A 19,091-nucleotide genomic window follows, 5' to 3' on the forward strand; every position below is an offset into this window, starting at 1 on the left:
TATGGCAGAAGAGAAAATCGAAACCTGTTTTTTATGCGGCCAGAAATTTGACATGAATGATTCTGAACTGGCTTATTACCGTAACGGCAAATTTCCAATTTGTGATTATTGTGCCGAATTTTACAGTTTCTACAGGGAAGAAAAAGTGGCCCCTAAAGATGAATAATTCTTTTTTTTAAATTTTATTAAACATTCCTTTGTGTTTTAAACAACTTTTAATTAATCTCTATTTTTTGTATACAATAACTTCATAGATTTATAATTTGATACATTTCGGTACATTTTTTAAAATCAATGTTTAAATCGTAATATTTTTATATAATAAATTTTATTAAAGTAATTTATAAAAAAATTGGGATAGGTAAGAGTATAATGCATGAAGTAATAATTTGCGAAAAACCGAGTTCTGCTGAAAAAATAGCCAAAGCACTTTCATCAGGTGCTAAAAAGAAAGTATACAATAAGAAAGTTAAATATTGGGAATTGACACGGGATTCAAAGGATATTACTGTTGTTTCCGGTGTTGGTCATTTGTATTCTTTAATTCCTAAGGATTCCAAATATAAGGTATCCTTCAATCTCCACTGGGTTCCGTCCTATGAAGCAAGTAAAAGCAGTTCTTTTACTAAAAATTATCTCAATGCTATTAAAAAAGTTGCAAAAGGTGCTGATTCTTATATTCATGCTTGCGATTACGATGTGGAAGGAACTTTGATTGGTTATAATGCCTTAAGGTTTGCATGCGGTGAAGAATCTCTCAACAAATCATCAAGGATGAAATTCTCCACTTTAACCAAAAAGGACATCATTGATGCTTATGAAAACAGAATCGACATTGACATGCACCAGGTGGACAACGGTATTGCAAGACACATCTTGGATTACTATTTCGGAATGAATATCTCAATTGCCCTTTCAGATACTGTCAAAAAGACCAAGCACAGATTTTTAAAACTCTCTGTGGGCAGAGTCCAGACTCCTACACTGTCCATTCTGGTAAACCGTGAAAAAGAAATCAGAGACTTTGTTCCTGAACCTTACTGGAATTTAAGAGCTATTCTTGACTTTGAAGACATTGAAATCAAGCATGTTGACGGAAATATCTTTGATAAGCAGCGTGCTGAGGACATCTTCAACAAATGCAGTGGAAAGGATGCGACAGTTGATGAAATTACCATCTCAAATTCCAGAACCAAACCTCCTGTACCGTTCAACTTAAGCGGCCTTCAGGCTGAAGCTTATAATGTATTCGGATTTTCACCAAAAAGAACTCAGGTAGCAGCTCAAAATCTATACAGTGCGGGTTATACATCATATCCTCGTACTTCATCCCAGAAACTGCCTGAAAGTCTTGGTTTTGCAAATATATTCAAGCAGTTATCTGCCAATCCTGAATTCAAACAGCACATCGATCAGCTGCCTTCAAAACTAAAACCTAACAACGGTAAAAAAGAGGATGCTGCTCACCCTCCGATTCACCCGACAGGAATTCTTCCGACATCCAAATTAAGCAATGACGAACAGAAAATATATAATCTGATTGTCTACAGATTCATTGCAGTATTTTTCGATGCCGCAAAATTCGAAACCATGAAGACTATCCTGGACATTGAAGGTGAAAAGTTCAAATTCTCAAGAAGAAGGGTAACATACAAAGGATGGATGGAACACTATCCTTTCAGAAAAATAGACAATGAACCTTTCCCTGAAGTTGACGAAGGAGATTTGATGAGTGTCAAGGAGCTTATTAAGGATGAAAAGGAAACCACGCCTCCTGCACGTTATAACCAGGCATCTCTTATTAAGGAGCTTGAAAAGAAAAACCTCGGAACCAAGGCAACCCGTGCTGATATTGTCGATAAGCTCTATGACAGAAAATACATCGAAGGAACCAAAATTGAGGTAAATCCTTTAGGTGAGCATCTTATCGACACATTAAATACTTACTGTAATGATTTGACAAGTGAAGAACTTACAAGAGATCTTGAAGTTAAACTTGAAGATATCAATCAGGATAAGGCTACCAAGGAAAGCGTTGTAGGCGAAGGTGAAAAGGACGTAAAAGAGATTCTGGTAGATATTGACAAGAATATTGAAGGTATAGGTTCCAAACTCTATGAAGCTTACCAGCTAAGCAATATCATCGGCGAGTGCAGCTGCGGCGGAAAGCTTGTTAAAAGGTCAGGCCGTTACGGCAAGTTTGTAGGATGTACCAATTATCCTGACTGTAACGTTACATATTCTCTTCCGAGAAACGCTTATGTCATCAAAAAGACCTGTGAAAAATGCGGTCTTCCAATGATTGCTGCTGGAAAAGGCAAAAACAGACGTGAAATGTGTCTTGACCCTAACTGCGGAAAGGATGCCACTCAGACTAAAGTTCATGACCCTCAGGAAGTTGGGGAATGTCCTAAATGTGGAAAAACACTTCTTAAACGTTCCGGAAGGTTTGGTGAATTTGTCGGATGCAGCGGTTTTCCAAAGTGCAACTTCACATGTTCTTTAGATGAACTTGAAAGCAAAGTTAAAAAATCTGAATAATTTCGGATTATAAACTGTATTTGATTATTTGTTAATTTGACATTCAAAAACGGATATTTTTATCTATTGTTTATGAATGGTTATCAAATATTACTTTTTTTTATTTATTTTCTTTTTCTTTAAAATATTGTTTAAGCAACGATATTCACAATACTTAATAATGTTAAAAAATATAAATATATCTTAATAAAAATATTATCTGAAATTTTAATATTTTTATTTAATATCGATATTAAATTAAAGTTAAATATAATTATTTAAGGATTGTTAACACAATCAATTTACTAAAGAATTTAAATGAGGATTTTTGATGAATAGAGAAACTACAATGACAATTGTTAAATCAGTGCTTATTATAGCAATTCTTTTAGCTTTTGTCTTCGCATTAAAAATGCCTGCAGCCGATTTACCTGGAATCTCCGATGAATTAAAAGGAGATTACATAGATTCTTCAGGTCTTCCTTATTTCAGTGAAATGGATTCATATTATAACTACAGGTTGACCAATGACTATGTCGAACACGGTTATGTAGGTGATCAAATAATAAATGGTAGTGAGTGGGATATGCATAGGTACGCTCCTACGGGTAATCAGATTAATTACGAACTGGGTATTGTATATGTTACTTCGTTTTTCCATGACATGTTCTCAGATCATTCTGTAAAAGAAGTGGCATTCTGGACTGGAGCAGTTATTTCAACATTTGCGGTTATTCCTGCATTCATATTTGCAAGAAGGCTGACAAATGATTACGGTGCAATCGCAGCAACTCTTATTATTGTTCTTGCTCCGAACTACTTCTCTCACACATATCCAGGATTTTTCGATACAGATATGTTCTATTACATATTTTCACTGTTCTTTATATTCTTCTTTATAGAGAGTATAAGGGCGAAAAATATTATATGGAAAGTTTTATTCGCTATATTTTCAATTATATCAATTGGACTGTTCTCACAATCATGGACTGGTTATATCTTTTACATAGGTCTTATGGGAATATTCTCAGTTGTTTACCTGATAGCATGTTACATATTCAATGTCGGGGACGACAGTCCTAACGAGTATTCAAGCAAGATTCAATGGTTCATACACCAGAGGGATTTGCTGTCAATTGTGATTATAGGGGTCATCGGATTTGTCGGTCTTGCTGTTTTCCAAGGAATTGAAGGTGTAACCGGAATATTCGGAAGTTTAACAGGATTACTTTCCCTGCAATCCGCTTCAAGGGTTGTTGGAGGATTCCCTAACGTACTTGTTTCCGTTGCAGAGATGCAGCTTCCAAGTTTACTTGGTGCAGGAATGCCTTCCGCATTTTTAGCAAATACCAATGGGGTAATCAACGGTATTGGTGGTATATCAATATTATTCGCAGGTCTGACAGTATTATATGTTCTTGTTAGAAGAGCTCTCAAATTCAGAACTCTTAAAGTTAAAAACGCAGATGCAACTGCCAAAAAACCACCTAAAGGAAAAAGAACATCTTCCGCTAAAAAAATCGATGACGACCGCAAATTCAAATTAAATATTGGTGACTTTAACTTCGGATCTACCGATGAACTTTTAGCATCCAAACGTACAACCATATTATATACAACTTTATTTGTTGTTTGGGTTGTAGTAACTGCACTTGCGGTAAGTAGAGGTTCAAGGTTCATTACCACCATTGTACTGCCATTCGGTCTTATGGCTGGTGTATTCCTCGGATTTGCAGGTGACTACATTAAAAACAAATTAAACAATGACAAGCTGATTGTTGCAGCATTCTTCATTACAGGATTCCTTGCCGCTATACCGTTAGCTCAAATCAACTCTATCTATGGAATATTATTATTCCTGGCTATTGTCATTATTGGTTTACTGACTGTATATGCTGTTAAATCCTCCGCTAGTAAAAAAGTACCACTTAAAAAGTACATACTTGTTGCTGCACTTGTACTTGCACTGATTTCACCGTCAGTCTGCGGTGCTTATCAGACTTCTTACGGTGTAGGTCCTGGTACTTCAGATCCGATGTGGAATGCAATGGAATGGGTAAATCAGAATACTGACAATGATACTGTAATCACATCCTGGTGGGATTACGGGTACCTGTTTGAGGTTGCTGCAGACAGACAAGTAACCTTCGATGGGGGTTCTCAATCCGGTGACCGGGCATTCTGGCTGGGTCAGGCGATGACCACAAGCAATGTTGAACTGTCTGCCGGTATTTTCAGAATGCTTGATACAACAGGTACTTTAGCTCAGACTGAATTGATTAACTACACTGGCGATTCAGGTAAAGCTACCAGCATATTAATTGATATCCTGCCGAAAACAGCAAGCGATGCTCAAAAGGATTTAACAACCAAGTATCATCTGACTGACGAACAGGCAAGAACAGTAGTTAACTACACTCACCCTGCGGACCCACGTCCGGTAATATTTGTAGCATCTTCCGATATGCTTGGAAAAGCAGGTTGGTGGACCTACTTCGGTAACTGGAACTTTACAAACCAGTCATCTGAAAACTACAACTATTACTTCCCAACATCAGGAGGTATTCAAGTCCAGCCTGGTCATACAGAAAAAGTTGAACTGCTCAATGACCAAGGTATGACAATCAATGCTGTAATTACCAGAGGAACAGGTAACAATACTACTTCAGCTTACACTGAAGCTGTTTACACTGAAAACGGTCAACAGATAATGATCAATGACACTCCGTACAATCCGTTAAACATTTCTAAAATCATTGTAATCGAGGACGGTTATGTGATGAAAAACGAATCTATAAGCGGTGTCAAAGATGCCAACTACACATTATATCTCTTGGGTAATGATAATTTCTACACTCCAATGCTTATGAGTAATGAACTGACAAATTCAATGTTTACTCAACTGTATCTCTTAGGTGGAGCTGGCCAGAATGTATTTGAAAATGTTCACATGGAAAACGGTGTAATGCTGTTCAATGTAAACTTTAACAACACTGTTGCCGGTGGAGGCTCAGGCGTTTCCACAAGCAACACTACCGGTAACTCAACCGGTACCTAGATTAGGATTTTCCTAATCTATAAACTTTTTTTTTATTTTTTCAATATTTTTTTTAAAATTCTGCTATTTTTTCAAAGTATTTATATGATATTAACAACATAAATTTAGCTATAATATATACTTTTATTAATGATTATTGTGGCGATTTTATGGGTATAGAAGAGAAAATTAAAGATATTGAAGAGGAAATTCAAAAGACTCCATATAATAAAGCTACTTCACACCATATTGGTAAACTTAAAGCAAAATTATCAAAATTAAAAGAGGAATCATTGCAGCGTAGCAGTGGAGGATCTAAAGGCCAGGGATTTCATGTTAAAAAATCTGGTGACGCTACCGTGGTGCTTGTAGGATTTCCGTCTGTAGGAAAATCAACTCTTTTAAATGAAATTACAAATGCTGAAAGTAAAGTTGGAGCTTATCAATTCACTACTTTAGATATTGTTCCGGGTGTAATGGAACATAAAAACGCTAAAATTCAGGTTTTCGATATTCCGGGAATTATTACAGGAGCAAGCAGCGGTAAAGGTAGAGGTAAAGAGATTTTATCTGTTGCAAGAACTGCAGATTTGATTTTAGTTGTTCTGGATACTTTAAATCCTCAGCACATTAACGTTATTCTTGATGAACTGAGAGCTATTGGAATAAGGCCAAACGAACAGCCGCCGGATGTAACTGTAAAAAGGAAAAAGCTCGGTGGTGTAAAGGTATCATCAACCTGTCCTTTAACTAATCTGGACGAAAAGACAATAAGGTCAATCCTGAATGAGTACGGATATATTAATGCCGACGTTCTTTTCAGGGACGATGTGACAATGGATCAGTTTATTGATGTTCTTGACAGAAATAAATCATACGTTCCGATGCTGGTTCTATTAAATAAGGTGGATCTTGTAGATGATGCATACATTGAAGAGCTTAAAAAATACATTCCGGAATTCATTCCGATTTCCGCTGACAAAAAGACAAATATCGATGAGCTTAAAGATTTAATTTTCGATAATCTTGATTTGGTTAGGGTTTATCTCAAACCGCAGGGAAGAAAAGCGGACATGGAAGATCCGTTGGTTATCAAAAAAGGCTCTACAGTCATTGATGCATGCAGAAAATTGCACAGGGAATTTGTGAAAAACTTCCGTCATGCAAAAATCTGGGGAACCTCAGTTAAATTCCCCGGCCAGAAAGTTGGTCCGGACCATGTTCTGGAAGATGAGGATGTTTTAAGGATTATTCTTAAAAAATAATTCTTTCTTTTTTTGATTTTTATGAGCGAAGCTATTTTTATTACAGGCACTCCGTGTACCGGAAAAACCACAGTCAGTGAATTGTTGTGTGAAAAATTAAACTGCAGACTGATTAAAATTAATGATTTGGCAATTGAAAACGATTTTGTTTTGGGAATCGATGACGAAAAGGGTTACAAGGTCATTGACATTCCTAAACTGAATGAAAAGGTTGCTGAGATAATTGGCGCTAGTGAGGAGCTTCTTATTTTTGAAGGCCATCTTGCACATTTATGCGAAGGCGGCGATAAGGTAATTGTTTTAAGGGTTCGCCCTGAAATTCTGCGCTCAAGACTGGAAGGACGTGATTATTCCGAATCTAAAATCTATGAAAACCTTGAAGCTGAAGCAATGGGAGTATGTACAGCTGAAGCCTATGATATATATGGTGAAAACATCTCAGAGATTGATGTAAGTGATTTAACAGTTGATGAGATTGTTGATGAGCTTTCAGGTGTAATTTCCGGTGAGAAAACTTATCATGTTGGTGAAGTTGACTTCATGGACTGGCTGATTTCATAAGGTATTATTTCACAGCAATTTTACTTAATCACAACAATTTTATTAAATCGCTTCAATTTTTATAAATGACTACAATTTCTTTTATTTTTTTAATTATTGATTTTAAATGGTCTTATATTTAAAATGTGCATCTGTGATTTTTCACACTTTAAAAATATTTAAATATCTTCGAGTTTAATTATAATCTATATGTTCTTAAATTCAAGTGCACATTCTACATTAATTTTTTAAATGATTTCGCTTATATTAGTATCAAGTGAGATTATGGTTGAAATTAATGTAAAAATCGAAGATGAATTAATTGATGATTTGTCTGAGGTTTGTTGGGAAAATAACTTGAATCTGGAAGAACTGGTATTGAATTATATCCAGCAGGGTCTGGATAATTATAAAGGAGTTGGTAGTATGTCATTGATAAGTTTGGATGGGGATGTGATGGAAAAAGTAAATATTGTGGTTAAATTAACGGATCAGACTCCTGAAGAAGTTGTAAATGAAGCTTTGAGAGATCAATTAAGGACAGTTGAAGATATTCCAGATAATGTAGATTATGAAAAAATTTGGAACGCTCTTGACCATGATAAGCCTGAAGGTGATGATATTTTGGATAATCTTGTTCGTCTTGGAGAACAGGGTTTTGATTAGATTCCTTATTTAACACCACTGGGGGATTTAAATGATTTTTTTAGATAGTTCATATATCAAAGGTTTGATGATTAAAAGAGACCATCATAAGGAGTTTTCTAATAATATTAGGCCTTTTTTGAAAAATGAGACTAAAGTTATCAATATCACCGTATTTGTTGAAGTCTTAAATGCTTTAAAAAAGAATAACTTTCAGGGCAGTATAAATGATATAATCAATCAATTGTTCAATCTTGATATTTTTGATTGGTTGAGTGCTGAAGATTATAAATCTGCTGCTGAAAAATTCAGATATTATAATGGAAGTATTAATTTTGCAGATTGCACTATATTGGTTACTATGGAAAAATATGGTATCACAAAAATTGTCACTACTGATTCTGATTTTGAAAAAATCCGTGGGATACATAGGATAAGTGGTTTTTTTTAATCTGGGGGAGTTGGTTGCATGTCTACAATAACAGTTGATGAATCAATAATGGAGAAAATAAACATTAGGTGTAAACAGATAAACTGTTCTCCTGATGAACTGGTTAATGATATTTTATATAATCATTTGAGGCATGTTGAAGAAATTCCTGAGGATATTGATGCTGAAAGAATCTGGAATTTGCTTGAACATGACAAACCTGAAGGCGATGACATTTTAGATAGAATCACGGATATGTTTGATTGAATATAATTTGGATAAAAAGTTATTTGAAGAGTTAAAAAACAAGCTTCTAAACGAATTAAATGTGATGATTTGATTAAAAATATTGAGAAAATGATTAGAAAAAGAAAACTTGGATGATACTATGTTAAATGTAAGTTTAAATGATGATGTAGCTGAAAAGGTTAAAATAATGTCTAAATTAACTGATAGGACTCCTGAAGAAGTTGTTAATGATACTCTTTGGGAAAATCTCAGAAAAATAGAAGATGTTCCTGATGATATTGATTATGAAAAAATTTGGAACATGTTGGAGCATGATAATCCTGAAGGCGATGATATTTTGGATAATCTTGTTCGTCTGGGAGAACAGGGGTTTGATTAGATTTCTTATCAAAAACTTAAAATAAATTAATTGGAATGATTTAATTGAAATATTTCTTCAAATAAGATAACGGGGTTAAAAACATGCAGTCAGTTCAGATACCCGATGAAATAATGGAAAAAATTAATGCTAGGTGCAGGGAACTTAAATGCAGTCCTGAAAAATTGATTCATAGCATTCTTTTTGATTATCTAAAGAAAGTAGAAAGTATTCCAACTACTGTTGACCGTGAAAAAATGATGATGATGCTTGAACATGATAATCCTGCAGGCGATGATATTCTGGATAATCTTGTTCGTCTTGGCCAAGAAGGCTGGGATTAGCACCATGTGATTTTCATGATTTTAGATTTTTTTCAATTTTACTAATTTTTAAAAAATTTTCAAATAATCCATAACCTTTATTAATAGCAATAAACATAATTATTCTTAATATTCATATTAACCTAAGGTTATTCTAACTATGGTTTTTGTTTTAATTTGCGCAAATCATTTTAATTCAATTTTGAATATTATATCCTACATTTTAAAGGAGGATATTTTTGAGTAGAGGAAAACGACCAAAGTGGATGATTGATATAGCGATTGAAAGAATGAACATTCTTTTTGAGCGTGCTGAGATGGAATTCATCACCCATCCTGAAAGGTCTCATCGCTATGTTGAGTTAGCATTGAGATTGTCCACCAAATACAATACCAAAATCCCTGAAAAATGGGCAAGAAGGTATTGCAAGGATTGTAAGAGTTTCCTTTATCCTGGCCATAATTGCACCGTCCGGCTGGTTAACTCAGAAGTTAACATTTTTTGTGGTGAATGTGGTCATGTAATGAAAATTCCTTATCATAAGGAAAAAAAGTTAAAAAGGAGAGCTAAATATGAGTCAAAGCAAAAAAGAAATGATGAATAGAGCTCTTGGTGCGATGACAATCAACATTGGTAAAAGCGGTGTTAATGACAATGTCATTGAAGAAATCAAACGCCAGCTCAAGGCTAATGAGATTGTTAAACTTAAATTTGCAAAGAATATCGCTAGAAATAAAGATGATTACATAGATGAAATAGTCTCTAAAACCAGAGCAAAGCTCATAGACGTTAGAGGCCACGTTGCTGTAATCTATAAGAAAAAGCCTTAAACATTTTAAATTTAGAGTTACAGGCCCTATTTTTTAGGTCTTAAATTTACAGTGGATTAAGCTACAATTATTTAATAAAATATTGGAGAATTAATATGACTACTGTATTTGATGTACCTGCAGATTTATTAATTAAAAAAGTCGCAGAAGAATTTAAAAATAACGAAAAAATCAATTCCCCTGCATGGTCCAATTTTGTTAAAACCGGTGTTCACAAAGAAAGAAAACCTGAAGACAAAGATTGGTGGTATACTAGAACTGCTTCTATTATCAGAAGAGTTTACATGGATGGTCCTGTAGGAGTAATGAGTTTAAGAACTTTCTACGGTGGCAAAAAAGACCGTGGTGTACGTCCTGAAAAATTCATGAAAGGTAGCGGATCCATTATCAGAACCGCACTTCACCAATTAGAAGACGCAGGATATGTGGAAAAAGTTGAAGGTGGAAGAGTTGTCTCCCCAGCAGGAAGATCATTCTTAGATAAAATTTCTGCTGAAATCATTAAAGATATTCCTGAACTTGAAAAACTGAATTACAAGCTCAACAAGCTGCTATGCAGAATCAGCAAATGCAGCAACAACAGGCTGCTGCTCAGGCACAACAGCAGGAAGCTCAAAGGCAACAGTTCGAAGCTCAGAAAAAACAAATTTTAGGTCAGATCATGACCTCTGAAGCTCGTTCTAGGTTGAGCAATCTCAAACTGACTAAACCGGAACTTGTCGAACAAATTGAGATTCAATTAATCCAGTCTGCTCAGGCGGGTAGTTTGAGAGGAAAAGTCACTGATGAGCAATTGAAAGTATTATTACGCCAGATTGCCGGTCAGAAAAGAGAAATTAAAATTACAAGGAAATAATATCAATGAAAGCGGCTGTATTATATAGTGGTGGAAAGGACTCATCTTTCATGGCGGTAATGCTTAAAAGATTAGGTCTTGACGTTGAATTGTGCACTGCAAATTTCGGCGTTTATGATTCATATATTCCGGCCAGCAAATCAGCCAGGTCATTAGGTTTTAACCATAATGTTTTAAATCTCGATTCAGAGATTTTAGAGAAAACATGCGACATGATTATGAAAGACGGATTTCCCAATGACGGAATCAAGTACATTCATGAAAATGTTGTGGAGAATGTTGCAGAAAAATATGATATTATTGCCGACGGGACAAGACGTGATGACAGAACTCCTAAGTTAAATGTCAATCAAATCCGAAGTCTGGAAGATAGATTAGATGTTCAATATATAAATCTGGACAGTTTCGGTCACAAATCTGTAAAATTAATAACCTCTAACCTGTTTGAAATTTCACATGAAAAGTCAAACAAGGACAACAGCTCAGATTATGAGGTTGAAATAAGGACTTTGATTGATGAGAGAGGAGGAAATTCACTGGACATATTCCCTGAACATTATCAAACTCGCGTTATAGGATATAAAAAATAATTATTATTACAGGTGAGAAAATGAGTAGAAATAAACCATTAGCTAAAAAATTAAGAATGGCAAAAGCAAATAAACAAAACAGGAGAATTCCAATCTGGGCTTATGCTAAAACTAACCGTAAACTTAGATACAGACCAAAACCTAGACATTGGAGAAGAAACAGTCTTAAATTATAAGAGGGGTTAAAATGGAAAGAGTTTACACAATTCCACTTAGAAATGTAAAAAATGTCAAAAGGACAAAAACTTCTTAATCAAACACATGAAAGCTGAAGAAGTTAAAATTGATGAATCTATCAATCATGCAATTTGGGAAAGAGGTATTCAAAAAATACCTTCTAAAATCACTGTAAAAGCAGTTAAAGATGATGATGGTGTAGTGAAAGCTACTTTAGCAGAATAGCTGTAAGTACCTTCGCCATATATTTGATTAATGTGAGGTAACAATATGTTGAAAAGAGTTGATATTGTAGGAAATCCGAATATAGGAGTATTTATTCTTGCAACTGATGATGTAGCTATTGTTCCTTTTAATCTTTTAGACGAAAAAGCTGAAATCATTAAGGAAACATTAGAAGTCGAAGTTGTCAAATCTTCTATTTCCGGCAGTAATCTTATAGGATCTTTAGCTGTAGCTAATTCAAACGGTATCGTTGTTTCCCCACACGTATTGGACAGAGAAGTTAAACAATTAGAAGATTTAGGTTTAGATGTCGCTACAATTCCCGGAAACTACACTGCTGTAGGTAACATTATCGCAGCAAATGACACTGGAGCTATTGCAAGCCCATTTTTAACCGAAGATGCATTGAACATTGTTGAGTCCACCCTGGATGTTGACGTTGAGGCCCGTTCCATTGCAGGAACTGACATTATAGGTTCTCTTGTTAAAGTCACAAACAAAGGATTTTTAATAGCTAAAAATGCAACTTCCTCAGAAATTAACTTCGCTCATAAAGTATTTGGTGTTGAAGGAGATATTGGTACTGTTGGTAAAGGTATTTCTTTAGTAGGAGCTTGCTCTATTGCTAATTCAAATGGAGCTATTGTAGCTAAAGATAGTACTGGTCCTGAAATGGCTAGAGTTGAAGAAGCATTAGGCTTTTTAGATGATAACTTTTAATTAATATATCATGAGGGATTTTAAATGATAACAAAAATTTACAGAGTTAAAGGTACTTTTTTAATGGGTGACGATTACCATGAATTCACCAAAGAATACAAAGCTACTTGCGAATCTGACATAGAAGAAAAAATCTATGAACGTTTCGGTAGTAAACATGGTATTAACAGGAACCAAATTTCTATCAATTCTATCGAAGAAATTGCTCCTGAAGATGTCGAAGACCCTATTGTAAAAGAAATTTTATAGACACACAAGGTGTTACTATGGAAGATCAGCAAAGATTAAACAGTCTTCTTAATGAAATTAACACATACAGACAACAAGCTGAGTTAATTCAACAACAAATTGAAATGATTCAGGCTTCTATCGCTGAAGTGGATGCATTATTTGCAACCCTGGATGACATTGAAGGCAAAGAATCTATTGAAGCTTTTGTTCCTGTAGGTGCCGGTTCTTTCATTAAAGGAGAACTTAAAAGTACTGATGAAATTATTGTAAGTATTGGCTCCGGTATTGCTGTTAAAAAAGATGCGGAAGGAGCTCGTGAAATTCTTGGCGGTCAAAAAGAAGATTTAAAAGACAGTTTAGACAAAATGCTTGCTAACTTGCAGAAATGCACTGACATTGTCGGATCTCTTCAGGCTCAGGCTGAGCAGATTGCTGCTGCAGCTCAGGGCAACATGACTCAGATGGGATAAAATATTTTACAATTTTTTCTTTTCTTTTATTTTTTTACTATTTTTGATACTATTTTTTTTAGAAAAATACTGTTATTTTACTTCTTTTTTAAATACTAAGAAAAATAAACATATGAATAATTAGATTTTTTAACTAAACTAGTAAGGTTGGGTTATTTTTGTTTGAATCATTAAAAAAGAAATTTTCACGTACAAGTGAAAAATTGGAAGAGGAACTTATCGAAGAGGCAGAAAAAGAGGATAACCTTAAAGAGGAAAAAGGTACCCGATTCTCATTTTTCTCATTCGGTAAGAAAAAAGAAGAAGAAAAAGAAGAAGAAAAAGAAGATGAATCCAATTTACTTCCTGAAGCTGAAGAAGAAGTTGAAGAAGTTACAGAAGAGAAAAAATCAGGATTTTTCAGCTTTGGAAGAAATAAAGATGACGACTCTTCAGAAAAAGATGAAGAAGATGTCGCTGAAGAAGAACCTGCAGCTGAAGAAGTGTCTGAGCCTGCAGTAGAAGAGGCAGCTGAAGAAGTCGAAGAAGTTAAGGAAGAGAAAAAATCCAGTTTCTGGAGCTTTGGAAGAAATAAAGATGAAGATTCCTCCAAAGAAGAGGAAGAGGATGAAGCTGAGGAAGACATTGTTGAAGAAACTCCAGCTGAAGAGGTTGAAGAAGTTAAGGAAGAGAAAAAATCCAGTTTCTGGAGCTTTGGAAGAAATAAAGATGAAGATTCCTCCAAAGAAGAGGAAGAGGATGAAGAGAGTGAAGAAGTCGAAGAAGATAAGGAAGAGAAAAAATCTCACTTCTGGAGTAGAAACAAGGATAAGGATGATATTTCTGCAGATGGTGAAGCAAGCGGAGGATTATTCTCCTTTGTTCGTGAGAAAACCATTCAGGAAAAGCACGTTGACGACATACTCTTTGAACTTGAAATGGAACTTCTCCAGGGTGACGTTGCAATGGAAGTTGCAACCGAAGTTGTTGAAGGTGTTAAAAACAACCTCGTCGGTAAAAAAATCAAAAGAAGCAACGACATTACCGAACTGACATTCAATGCGCTCAGAGATACTGTTGCAGAAATTATTGACGTTCCGGGCAAATCCATGACCGAAATGATTGAAGAGAAAAAAGCTCAGGGCGAACCTCTTGTTGTAATGTTTGTCGGAATCAACGGTACCGGAAAAACCACAACAATCGGAAAATTAGCTAACTATTATCTTAAAAAAGGATACACTCCTGTAATTGCAGCTTCAGATACATTCAGAGCTGGAGCTATTGAACAGGTCACATATCACGCAGATAACGTCGGTGTTAAAATCATCAAGCACCAGAAAGGATCAGATCCTGCAGCTGTTGCGTTTGATGCAGTCGAGCATGCAAAAGCACAGGGCAAAGAACTTGTCCTAATCGATACAGCCGGAAGAATGCAGACCAATACAAACCTTATGGATGAAATGAAAAAAATCAAAAGGGTTTCCAAACCTGATCTGGTAATATTTGTAGGTGATGCACTTACCGGTAACGATGCAACCGAACAGGCTAAAAAGTTCAACGATGCAATCGACATTGACGGAGTAATACTCACCAAAGCCGATGCAGACAGTAAAGGAGGAGCATCCCTTTCAATCGGTTATGTTATCAACAAACCAATCATGTTTTTAGGTGTCGGTCAGGGATATGATGACATCAAGGAATATGACGCCGAATGGATGCTGAACCAGCTTTTCAGTGATGATGAAGGTGCTGTGGAGATGGCAGAATAGATTTTTGCCTCTCTAATTTAATTATTTGTAAGATGTGAAAAAATTAATATATATTAAAAATGATAAATAATGCTTATAATCTAATTTAAATGATTAAAAATTCTTAAAATTAAGATTTAAGATTTGAAAAATGTTATAGATAAACCGATTTTAATTTTAATTGAGGTGATTTATATTAAATATAAAACGGTATTTATCATTTGCATTTTTCTAGCTGCATTTTTATGCTTAAATGCGGTTTGTGCAAGTGATAATAACCAAACAGATGAGATAGCAACGATAGACGATAATATTAAGGTTCAAGCAACCGAAAATAATTCAGACATTCAAGCGACCAGCGAAGATGCAGAGGTATTGCAGGCAAAAGCAGCAAAGATATCTACAACTTCAAAGACCTCGTCTGATACTGTTTTTGTAAAGAATTCAAAATATGATATTCAAATTTTAGACGGTGACGGAAACGGATTATCTGGTAAAAACGTTACTGTTAAGTTCAACAATCAAACTACAACATTGAAAACCAATGCCAACGGGCATGTCTATTTTAAACTGAATGCTGTAGGAACATTTAAATTAACATACTCTTTTAAAGAAACCGGATACCAGTCTTTGTCCGGCAAAAAAACATTGACTGTTGTTAAAAGTTCCACTTCTAAAATCTCAGCTTCCAATTATGTTGCATATACAGGTGCTAAAAACAGATATGAAGTCACTTTAACTGCAGGCGGGGTTCCTATACCTTCTCAAAAGATAATTTTTACATTTAAAGGCAAAACCTACACCAAAAAGACAAATTCCAAAGGTATTGCTTATATATTCATTAACTGCGGAAAAGGAACCTATAAGATTTCCTACAAGTTCAACGCTTTAAAAAATGTAAAGGCAGCTAAGGGCTCTTCAAAGATAACTGTCAAAAAGGGTATGCCTACAGCTATTGTAAACCAGAAGATATACACATACTGGGAGAAAACTTCCACACCCTTCAAGATAAAGTATAGGGACGTTCGCGGAGACCATATTGAAGGTCAGACCATTATATTTAAAATAAACAAGAAAACATACAAGAAAAAGACAGATTCAACAGGACTGGCATCAATCAATATTAAACTGAACAAGGGAGTATATACCCTTCAGATTTATTCATACAATACTGCAGTCTATAAGAAATCTTCAAATACATACACAATTGTGGTCAAATCCAAAAACACTTATAAAAACAACGGGTTCTGGCTCTTTGGAAGCGACATGAAAAATGTCAATTTGAAGACTGCTGCAAAGTATGGCGTCAACAATATCTTCCTGAATTTCTATGCGGTTGAGCTTTATGGAAGGAGTGCCGTTGCCGATTTTGCAACCGAGGCCAGAAGCTTGGGAATCAATGTCCATATATGGATGCAGGCATTCTATAACGGAGGTTGGATTTCTCCGGTAAATAAAGATGGATCATACAAATACAGCTTATTCAACTCCATAATCAAGGAGGCAAAAAGCTATGCAAGCATAGATGGAATTGCGGGAATTCACTTTGATTATCTGAGATTCCCTGGAACTGCTTACAAGTACTCTACCGGTACAAAGGCAATCAACTACTTTACTCAGAAAATCTGCACAGAACTTCACAATATGAACCCTGACTTGATACTTTCCGCTGCGGTAATGCCTGAACCGTCCAGCATGAAATATTATTACGGTCAGGACATTCCTACAATAAGCAAATACTTGGATGTTCTTGTTCCGATGGTTTATAAAGGAAACTACCATCAGGGATCATCATGGATTAAGTCAATAACATCAACGTTCGTATCCCAGTCCAACGGAGCGGACGTGTGGACAGGTCTTCAGGGTTATGTTTCCGACAGCAATGTCCAAAGATTATCCGCTTCAAACCTCAAAAAAGATGCTGTATATGCAAATGAGGGCGGTGCAATGGGCGTAATTGTATTCAGATATTCACTGTTCAATTATTTCGATTTTGATAGTATATAAGGTGATTTAATGAGAAAATATTTGATATTTCTAATATTGGCATTAATGATGGCATCCCTTTCAGCCGTATCTGCAGCTGAAAACGCAACAGATATTGCTGATGATGCCATACTGCAGGAGGATAACATCACAGAACCTCCGGTGGTTGAAAATGTCCAGGACACAAGCATAGATGCACAGCCTGCAACAGGCTATGAGCAATTTTCATCAGACTTTACAGTGACACTTACTTCAAACGGAACACCTCTGGTCTCAAAACCTGTTTCAATTGCGGTTGATGGTGTAAACTATAATAAAACAACCGATTCTAAAGGTCAGGCAAGCATCTCAGCTAAGCTAAGTAAAGGAACATATGATGTCAGCTTTTCATTTGCAGGTGATGCAGACTACGCCGCTTCAAACGGCACTGCTAAATGGACAATCAAAAGTCCGATTAAAACATCTCTCAAAGTCGCTGACAAATACATAAACTACAGGCACGCTGCAAAGACAGCATTTATAGTTCGTCTTGTAACAAGTTCCGGAGCGGGCGTTAAAAATCAGACAGTTACCATCAAAGCAGGAGGCAAAACATATTCTGCAAAAACCGACTCTTCAGGTTATGCTACAGTATTTATAAGCCTGAAAAAAGGTACACGTAAAATTACCTACTCATTCAAGTCCAACAGTCCTTATCTCTCATCAAGCGGTTCTCATACCGTTAAAGTCAAATCTTCAATCGGCAAAGGTTATGGATACTGGCTGTGGGGAGATTCAATGAAACGCATCAACCTTAAGACACTTAAAAATAAAGGAACAAAACATCTTTTCCTGCATTCCTATTCAATTGACCTTTTCGGCAAATCCACTGTAAAATCATGGATTGCAAAGGCTAAAAAATACGGAATGAAGGTCCATATCTGGATGCAGGTATTCTATAACGGAAAATGGATCAGTCCTATAAACAGTGACGGCTCATTCAAGTATTCCTATATGAAAAAACAGATTTCACTTGCAAAAAGCCATGCCAAGATAAAAGGTGTTGCCGGAATCCATCTTGACTATGTGAGATTCGGAGGAACAGCCTATCGCTATGACGATTCGGTCAAGGCAATAAACTATTTCGTCAAAAAGGCATGTAATGATGTTAGAAAAGTATCTCCAAACTGCATAATGTCAGCGTCTATAATGCCTGAACCCGGAATGACAGAGGACTATTACGGTCAGAGCATTCCTTCAATGACCAAATATCTGGATGTAATCATTCCGATGGAATATAAGGGAAATTACAAAAAGAAAACAACATGGATTAAGTATGTAACCAGTTCATTTGTTCTTGATTCATACGGCGCTCAGGTATGGGCAGGTCTTCAGGCCTACAAATCAGATAGCAATCCTAAAAAACTCTCTGCTTCAGAGCTGTGCAAGGATGCGAGAGCTGCTATTGAAGGCGGTGCAAAAGGAGTTGTTCTTTTCAGAATTGGCGTAACCAACCTGTTAAATTTCAATAAGGTTTAATCCTTATTGATTACCATTTTCTTTTTGATAAAGCTTTCAATCTTTTTTTCTCTATATTTTTCTTTTTATCTGACTGATACTGTTTTTTCTGGCGATTGGTTGTTGTTTCATTGTTTCTCATTACTGTAACGAGATCGATGGAGTTTCCGCTGCAGGCCATAAGGACCCTTATTTCCTTGTAGTCCTTTGATGGAGGTGCCCTGAATACTGCCGCATATTTTTCCCTTTCGACATGCTCCCAGCTTATAGGCTCTTCATTTAAAAGGCAGTCAACGACATATTCTCTTGAAATCCCGTTTTCATCAAGCCTTTCAATGAAATGCCTGTTTTCAAAACACCAGTTTATGTCTGCTGTATCTCCCATTATAAACTTATCAAAGACATTCATATGTA

The 19,091-nt window shown here is 35.6% G+C and carries 22 protein-coding genes and 2 pseudogenes; 23 read left to right on the top strand and 1 reads right to left on the bottom strand.

Features of this window, described 5'->3' with window-relative positions:
- Position 1 precedes the first annotated feature (1 nt).
- From QZN33_RS10295 to QZN33_RS10405, 23 genes and pseudogenes are all read left to right on the top strand, one after another.
- Complete coding sequence (locus tag QZN33_RS10295; protein ID WP_296792054.1) at positions 2-166, top strand: hypothetical protein; 165 nt, start codon at positions 2-4, stop codon at positions 164-166.
- Positions 167-372: 206 nt separating this feature from the next.
- A complete protein-coding gene (gene topA / locus QZN33_RS10300; protein ID WP_296792056.1) occupies positions 373-2,541 on the top strand; it encodes a DNA topoisomerase I in 2,169 nt (722 codons plus the stop codon).
- A gap of 310 nt (positions 2,542-2,851) precedes the next feature.
- Positions 2,852-5,578, top strand: coding sequence for an STT3 domain-containing protein (locus QZN33_RS10305; RefSeq protein WP_296792059.1), 2,727 nt, complete (start codon positions 2,852-2,854; stop codon positions 5,576-5,578).
- Positions 5,579-5,727: 149 nt separating this feature from the next.
- Entirely contained in the window at positions 5,728-6,822 is a 1,095-nt protein-coding gene (locus QZN33_RS10310) for a GTP-binding protein (RefSeq protein ID WP_296792062.1), read from the top strand.
- Positions 6,823-6,843: 21 nt separating this feature from the next.
- Positions 6,844-7,383, top strand: a complete 540-nt coding sequence (locus QZN33_RS10315; RefSeq protein ID WP_296792064.1) for an adenylate kinase family protein — start codon at positions 6,844-6,846, stop codon at positions 7,381-7,383.
- A gap of 264 nt (positions 7,384-7,647) precedes the next feature.
- Positions 7,648-8,028: a hypothetical protein gene (locus tag QZN33_RS10320; protein ID WP_296792067.1), complete on the top strand. Its 381-nt coding sequence runs from the start codon at positions 7,648-7,650 to the stop codon at positions 8,026-8,028.
- A gap of 31 nt (positions 8,029-8,059) precedes the next feature.
- Positions 8,060-8,458, top strand: coding sequence for a type II toxin-antitoxin system VapC family toxin (locus QZN33_RS10325; protein WP_296792069.1), 399 nt, complete (start codon positions 8,060-8,062; stop codon positions 8,456-8,458).
- An 18-nt stretch (positions 8,459-8,476) separates the two neighbouring features.
- Positions 8,477-8,704 (top strand): hypothetical protein, encoded by a 228-nt coding sequence (locus tag QZN33_RS10330; RefSeq protein ID WP_296792071.1) that lies wholly within the window; start codon positions 8,477-8,479, stop codon positions 8,702-8,704.
- Between the two features lie 121 nt (positions 8,705-8,825).
- Complete coding sequence (locus tag QZN33_RS10335) at positions 8,826-9,065, top strand: hypothetical protein (RefSeq protein ID WP_296792073.1); 240 nt, start codon at positions 8,826-8,828, stop codon at positions 9,063-9,065.
- An 83-nt stretch (positions 9,066-9,148) separates the two neighbouring features.
- The gene (locus QZN33_RS10340; RefSeq protein ID WP_296792075.1) at positions 9,149-9,388 is read left to right on the top strand and encodes a hypothetical protein; all 240 of its coding nucleotides are present in this window, start codon (positions 9,149-9,151) and stop codon (positions 9,386-9,388) included.
- Positions 9,389-9,606: 218 nt separating this feature from the next.
- Positions 9,607-9,972: a ribonuclease P protein component 4 gene (locus tag QZN33_RS10345; protein WP_296792077.1), complete on the top strand. Its 366-nt coding sequence runs from the start codon at positions 9,607-9,609 to the stop codon at positions 9,970-9,972.
- The gene (locus tag QZN33_RS10350) at positions 9,941-10,198 is read left to right on the top strand and encodes a YhbY family RNA-binding protein (protein ID WP_296792080.1); all 258 of its coding nucleotides are present in this window, start codon (positions 9,941-9,943) and stop codon (positions 10,196-10,198) included. Before QZN33_RS10345 ends, QZN33_RS10350 begins: the two co-directional genes overlap by 32 nt.
- 95 nt (positions 10,199-10,293) lie before the next feature.
- Positions 10,294-10,725: pseudogene (locus QZN33_RS10355) on the top strand (30S ribosomal protein S19e); the annotation flags it as partial.
- Between the two features lie 26 nt (positions 10,726-10,751).
- Positions 10,752-11,054 carry a DNA-binding protein gene (locus QZN33_RS10360; protein WP_296792083.1) on the top strand — a complete coding sequence of 101 codons (303 nt, stop codon included), beginning with the start codon at positions 10,752-10,754 and terminating at the stop codon, positions 11,052-11,054.
- Between the two features lie 5 nt (positions 11,055-11,059).
- Positions 11,060-11,644, top strand: a complete 585-nt coding sequence (locus QZN33_RS10365; protein WP_296792085.1) for a hypothetical protein — start codon at positions 11,060-11,062, stop codon at positions 11,642-11,644.
- A gap of 20 nt (positions 11,645-11,664) precedes the next feature.
- Complete coding sequence (locus QZN33_RS10370) at positions 11,665-11,820, top strand: 50S ribosomal protein L39e (protein ID WP_004032463.1); 156 nt, start codon at positions 11,665-11,667, stop codon at positions 11,818-11,820.
- Positions 11,821-11,831: 11 nt separating this feature from the next.
- Positions 11,832-12,046: pseudogene (locus QZN33_RS10375) on the top strand (50S ribosomal protein L31e).
- 45 nt (positions 12,047-12,091) lie between these two features.
- The gene (locus tag QZN33_RS10380; protein WP_296792088.1) at positions 12,092-12,766 is read left to right on the top strand and encodes a translation initiation factor IF-6; all 675 of its coding nucleotides are present in this window, start codon (positions 12,092-12,094) and stop codon (positions 12,764-12,766) included.
- Positions 12,767-12,790: 24 nt separating this feature from the next.
- Positions 12,791-13,015, top strand: a complete 225-nt coding sequence (gene rpl18a, locus QZN33_RS10385; RefSeq protein WP_296792091.1) for a 50S ribosomal protein L18Ae — start codon at positions 12,791-12,793, stop codon at positions 13,013-13,015.
- Positions 13,016-13,032: 17 nt separating this feature from the next.
- Positions 13,033-13,467 carry a prefoldin subunit alpha gene (pfdA, locus tag QZN33_RS10390; protein ID WP_296792093.1) on the top strand — a complete coding sequence of 145 codons (435 nt, stop codon included), beginning with the start codon at positions 13,033-13,035 and terminating at the stop codon, positions 13,465-13,467.
- Positions 13,468-13,625: 158 nt separating this feature from the next.
- Positions 13,626-15,215 (top strand): signal recognition particle-docking protein FtsY, encoded by a 1,590-nt coding sequence (ftsY, locus tag QZN33_RS10395; RefSeq protein WP_296792096.1) that lies wholly within the window; start codon positions 13,626-13,628, stop codon positions 15,213-15,215.
- Between the two features lie 165 nt (positions 15,216-15,380).
- Positions 15,381-17,201, top strand: a complete 1,821-nt coding sequence (locus tag QZN33_RS10400) for a putative glycoside hydrolase (protein ID WP_296792099.1) — start codon at positions 15,381-15,383, stop codon at positions 17,199-17,201.
- Between the two features lie 9 nt (positions 17,202-17,210).
- Positions 17,211-18,698, top strand: coding sequence for a putative glycoside hydrolase (locus QZN33_RS10405; RefSeq protein WP_296792102.1), 1,488 nt, complete (start codon positions 17,211-17,213; stop codon positions 18,696-18,698).
- Between the two features lie 10 nt (positions 18,699-18,708).
- On the opposite strand, the gene QZN33_RS10410 is transcribed toward QZN33_RS10405, so the two are convergent.
- Positions 18,709-19,086: a DUF4258 domain-containing protein gene (locus QZN33_RS10410; RefSeq protein ID WP_296792104.1), complete on the bottom strand. Its 378-nt coding sequence runs from the start codon at positions 19,084-19,086 to the stop codon at positions 18,709-18,711.
- Positions 19,087-19,091 lie beyond the last annotated feature (5 nt).

Origin of the sequence: uncultured Methanobrevibacter sp. (genome assembly GCF_900314615.1) — an archaeon.
Lineage (GTDB): Archaea > Methanobacteriota > Methanobacteria > Methanobacteriales > Methanobacteriaceae > Methanocatella.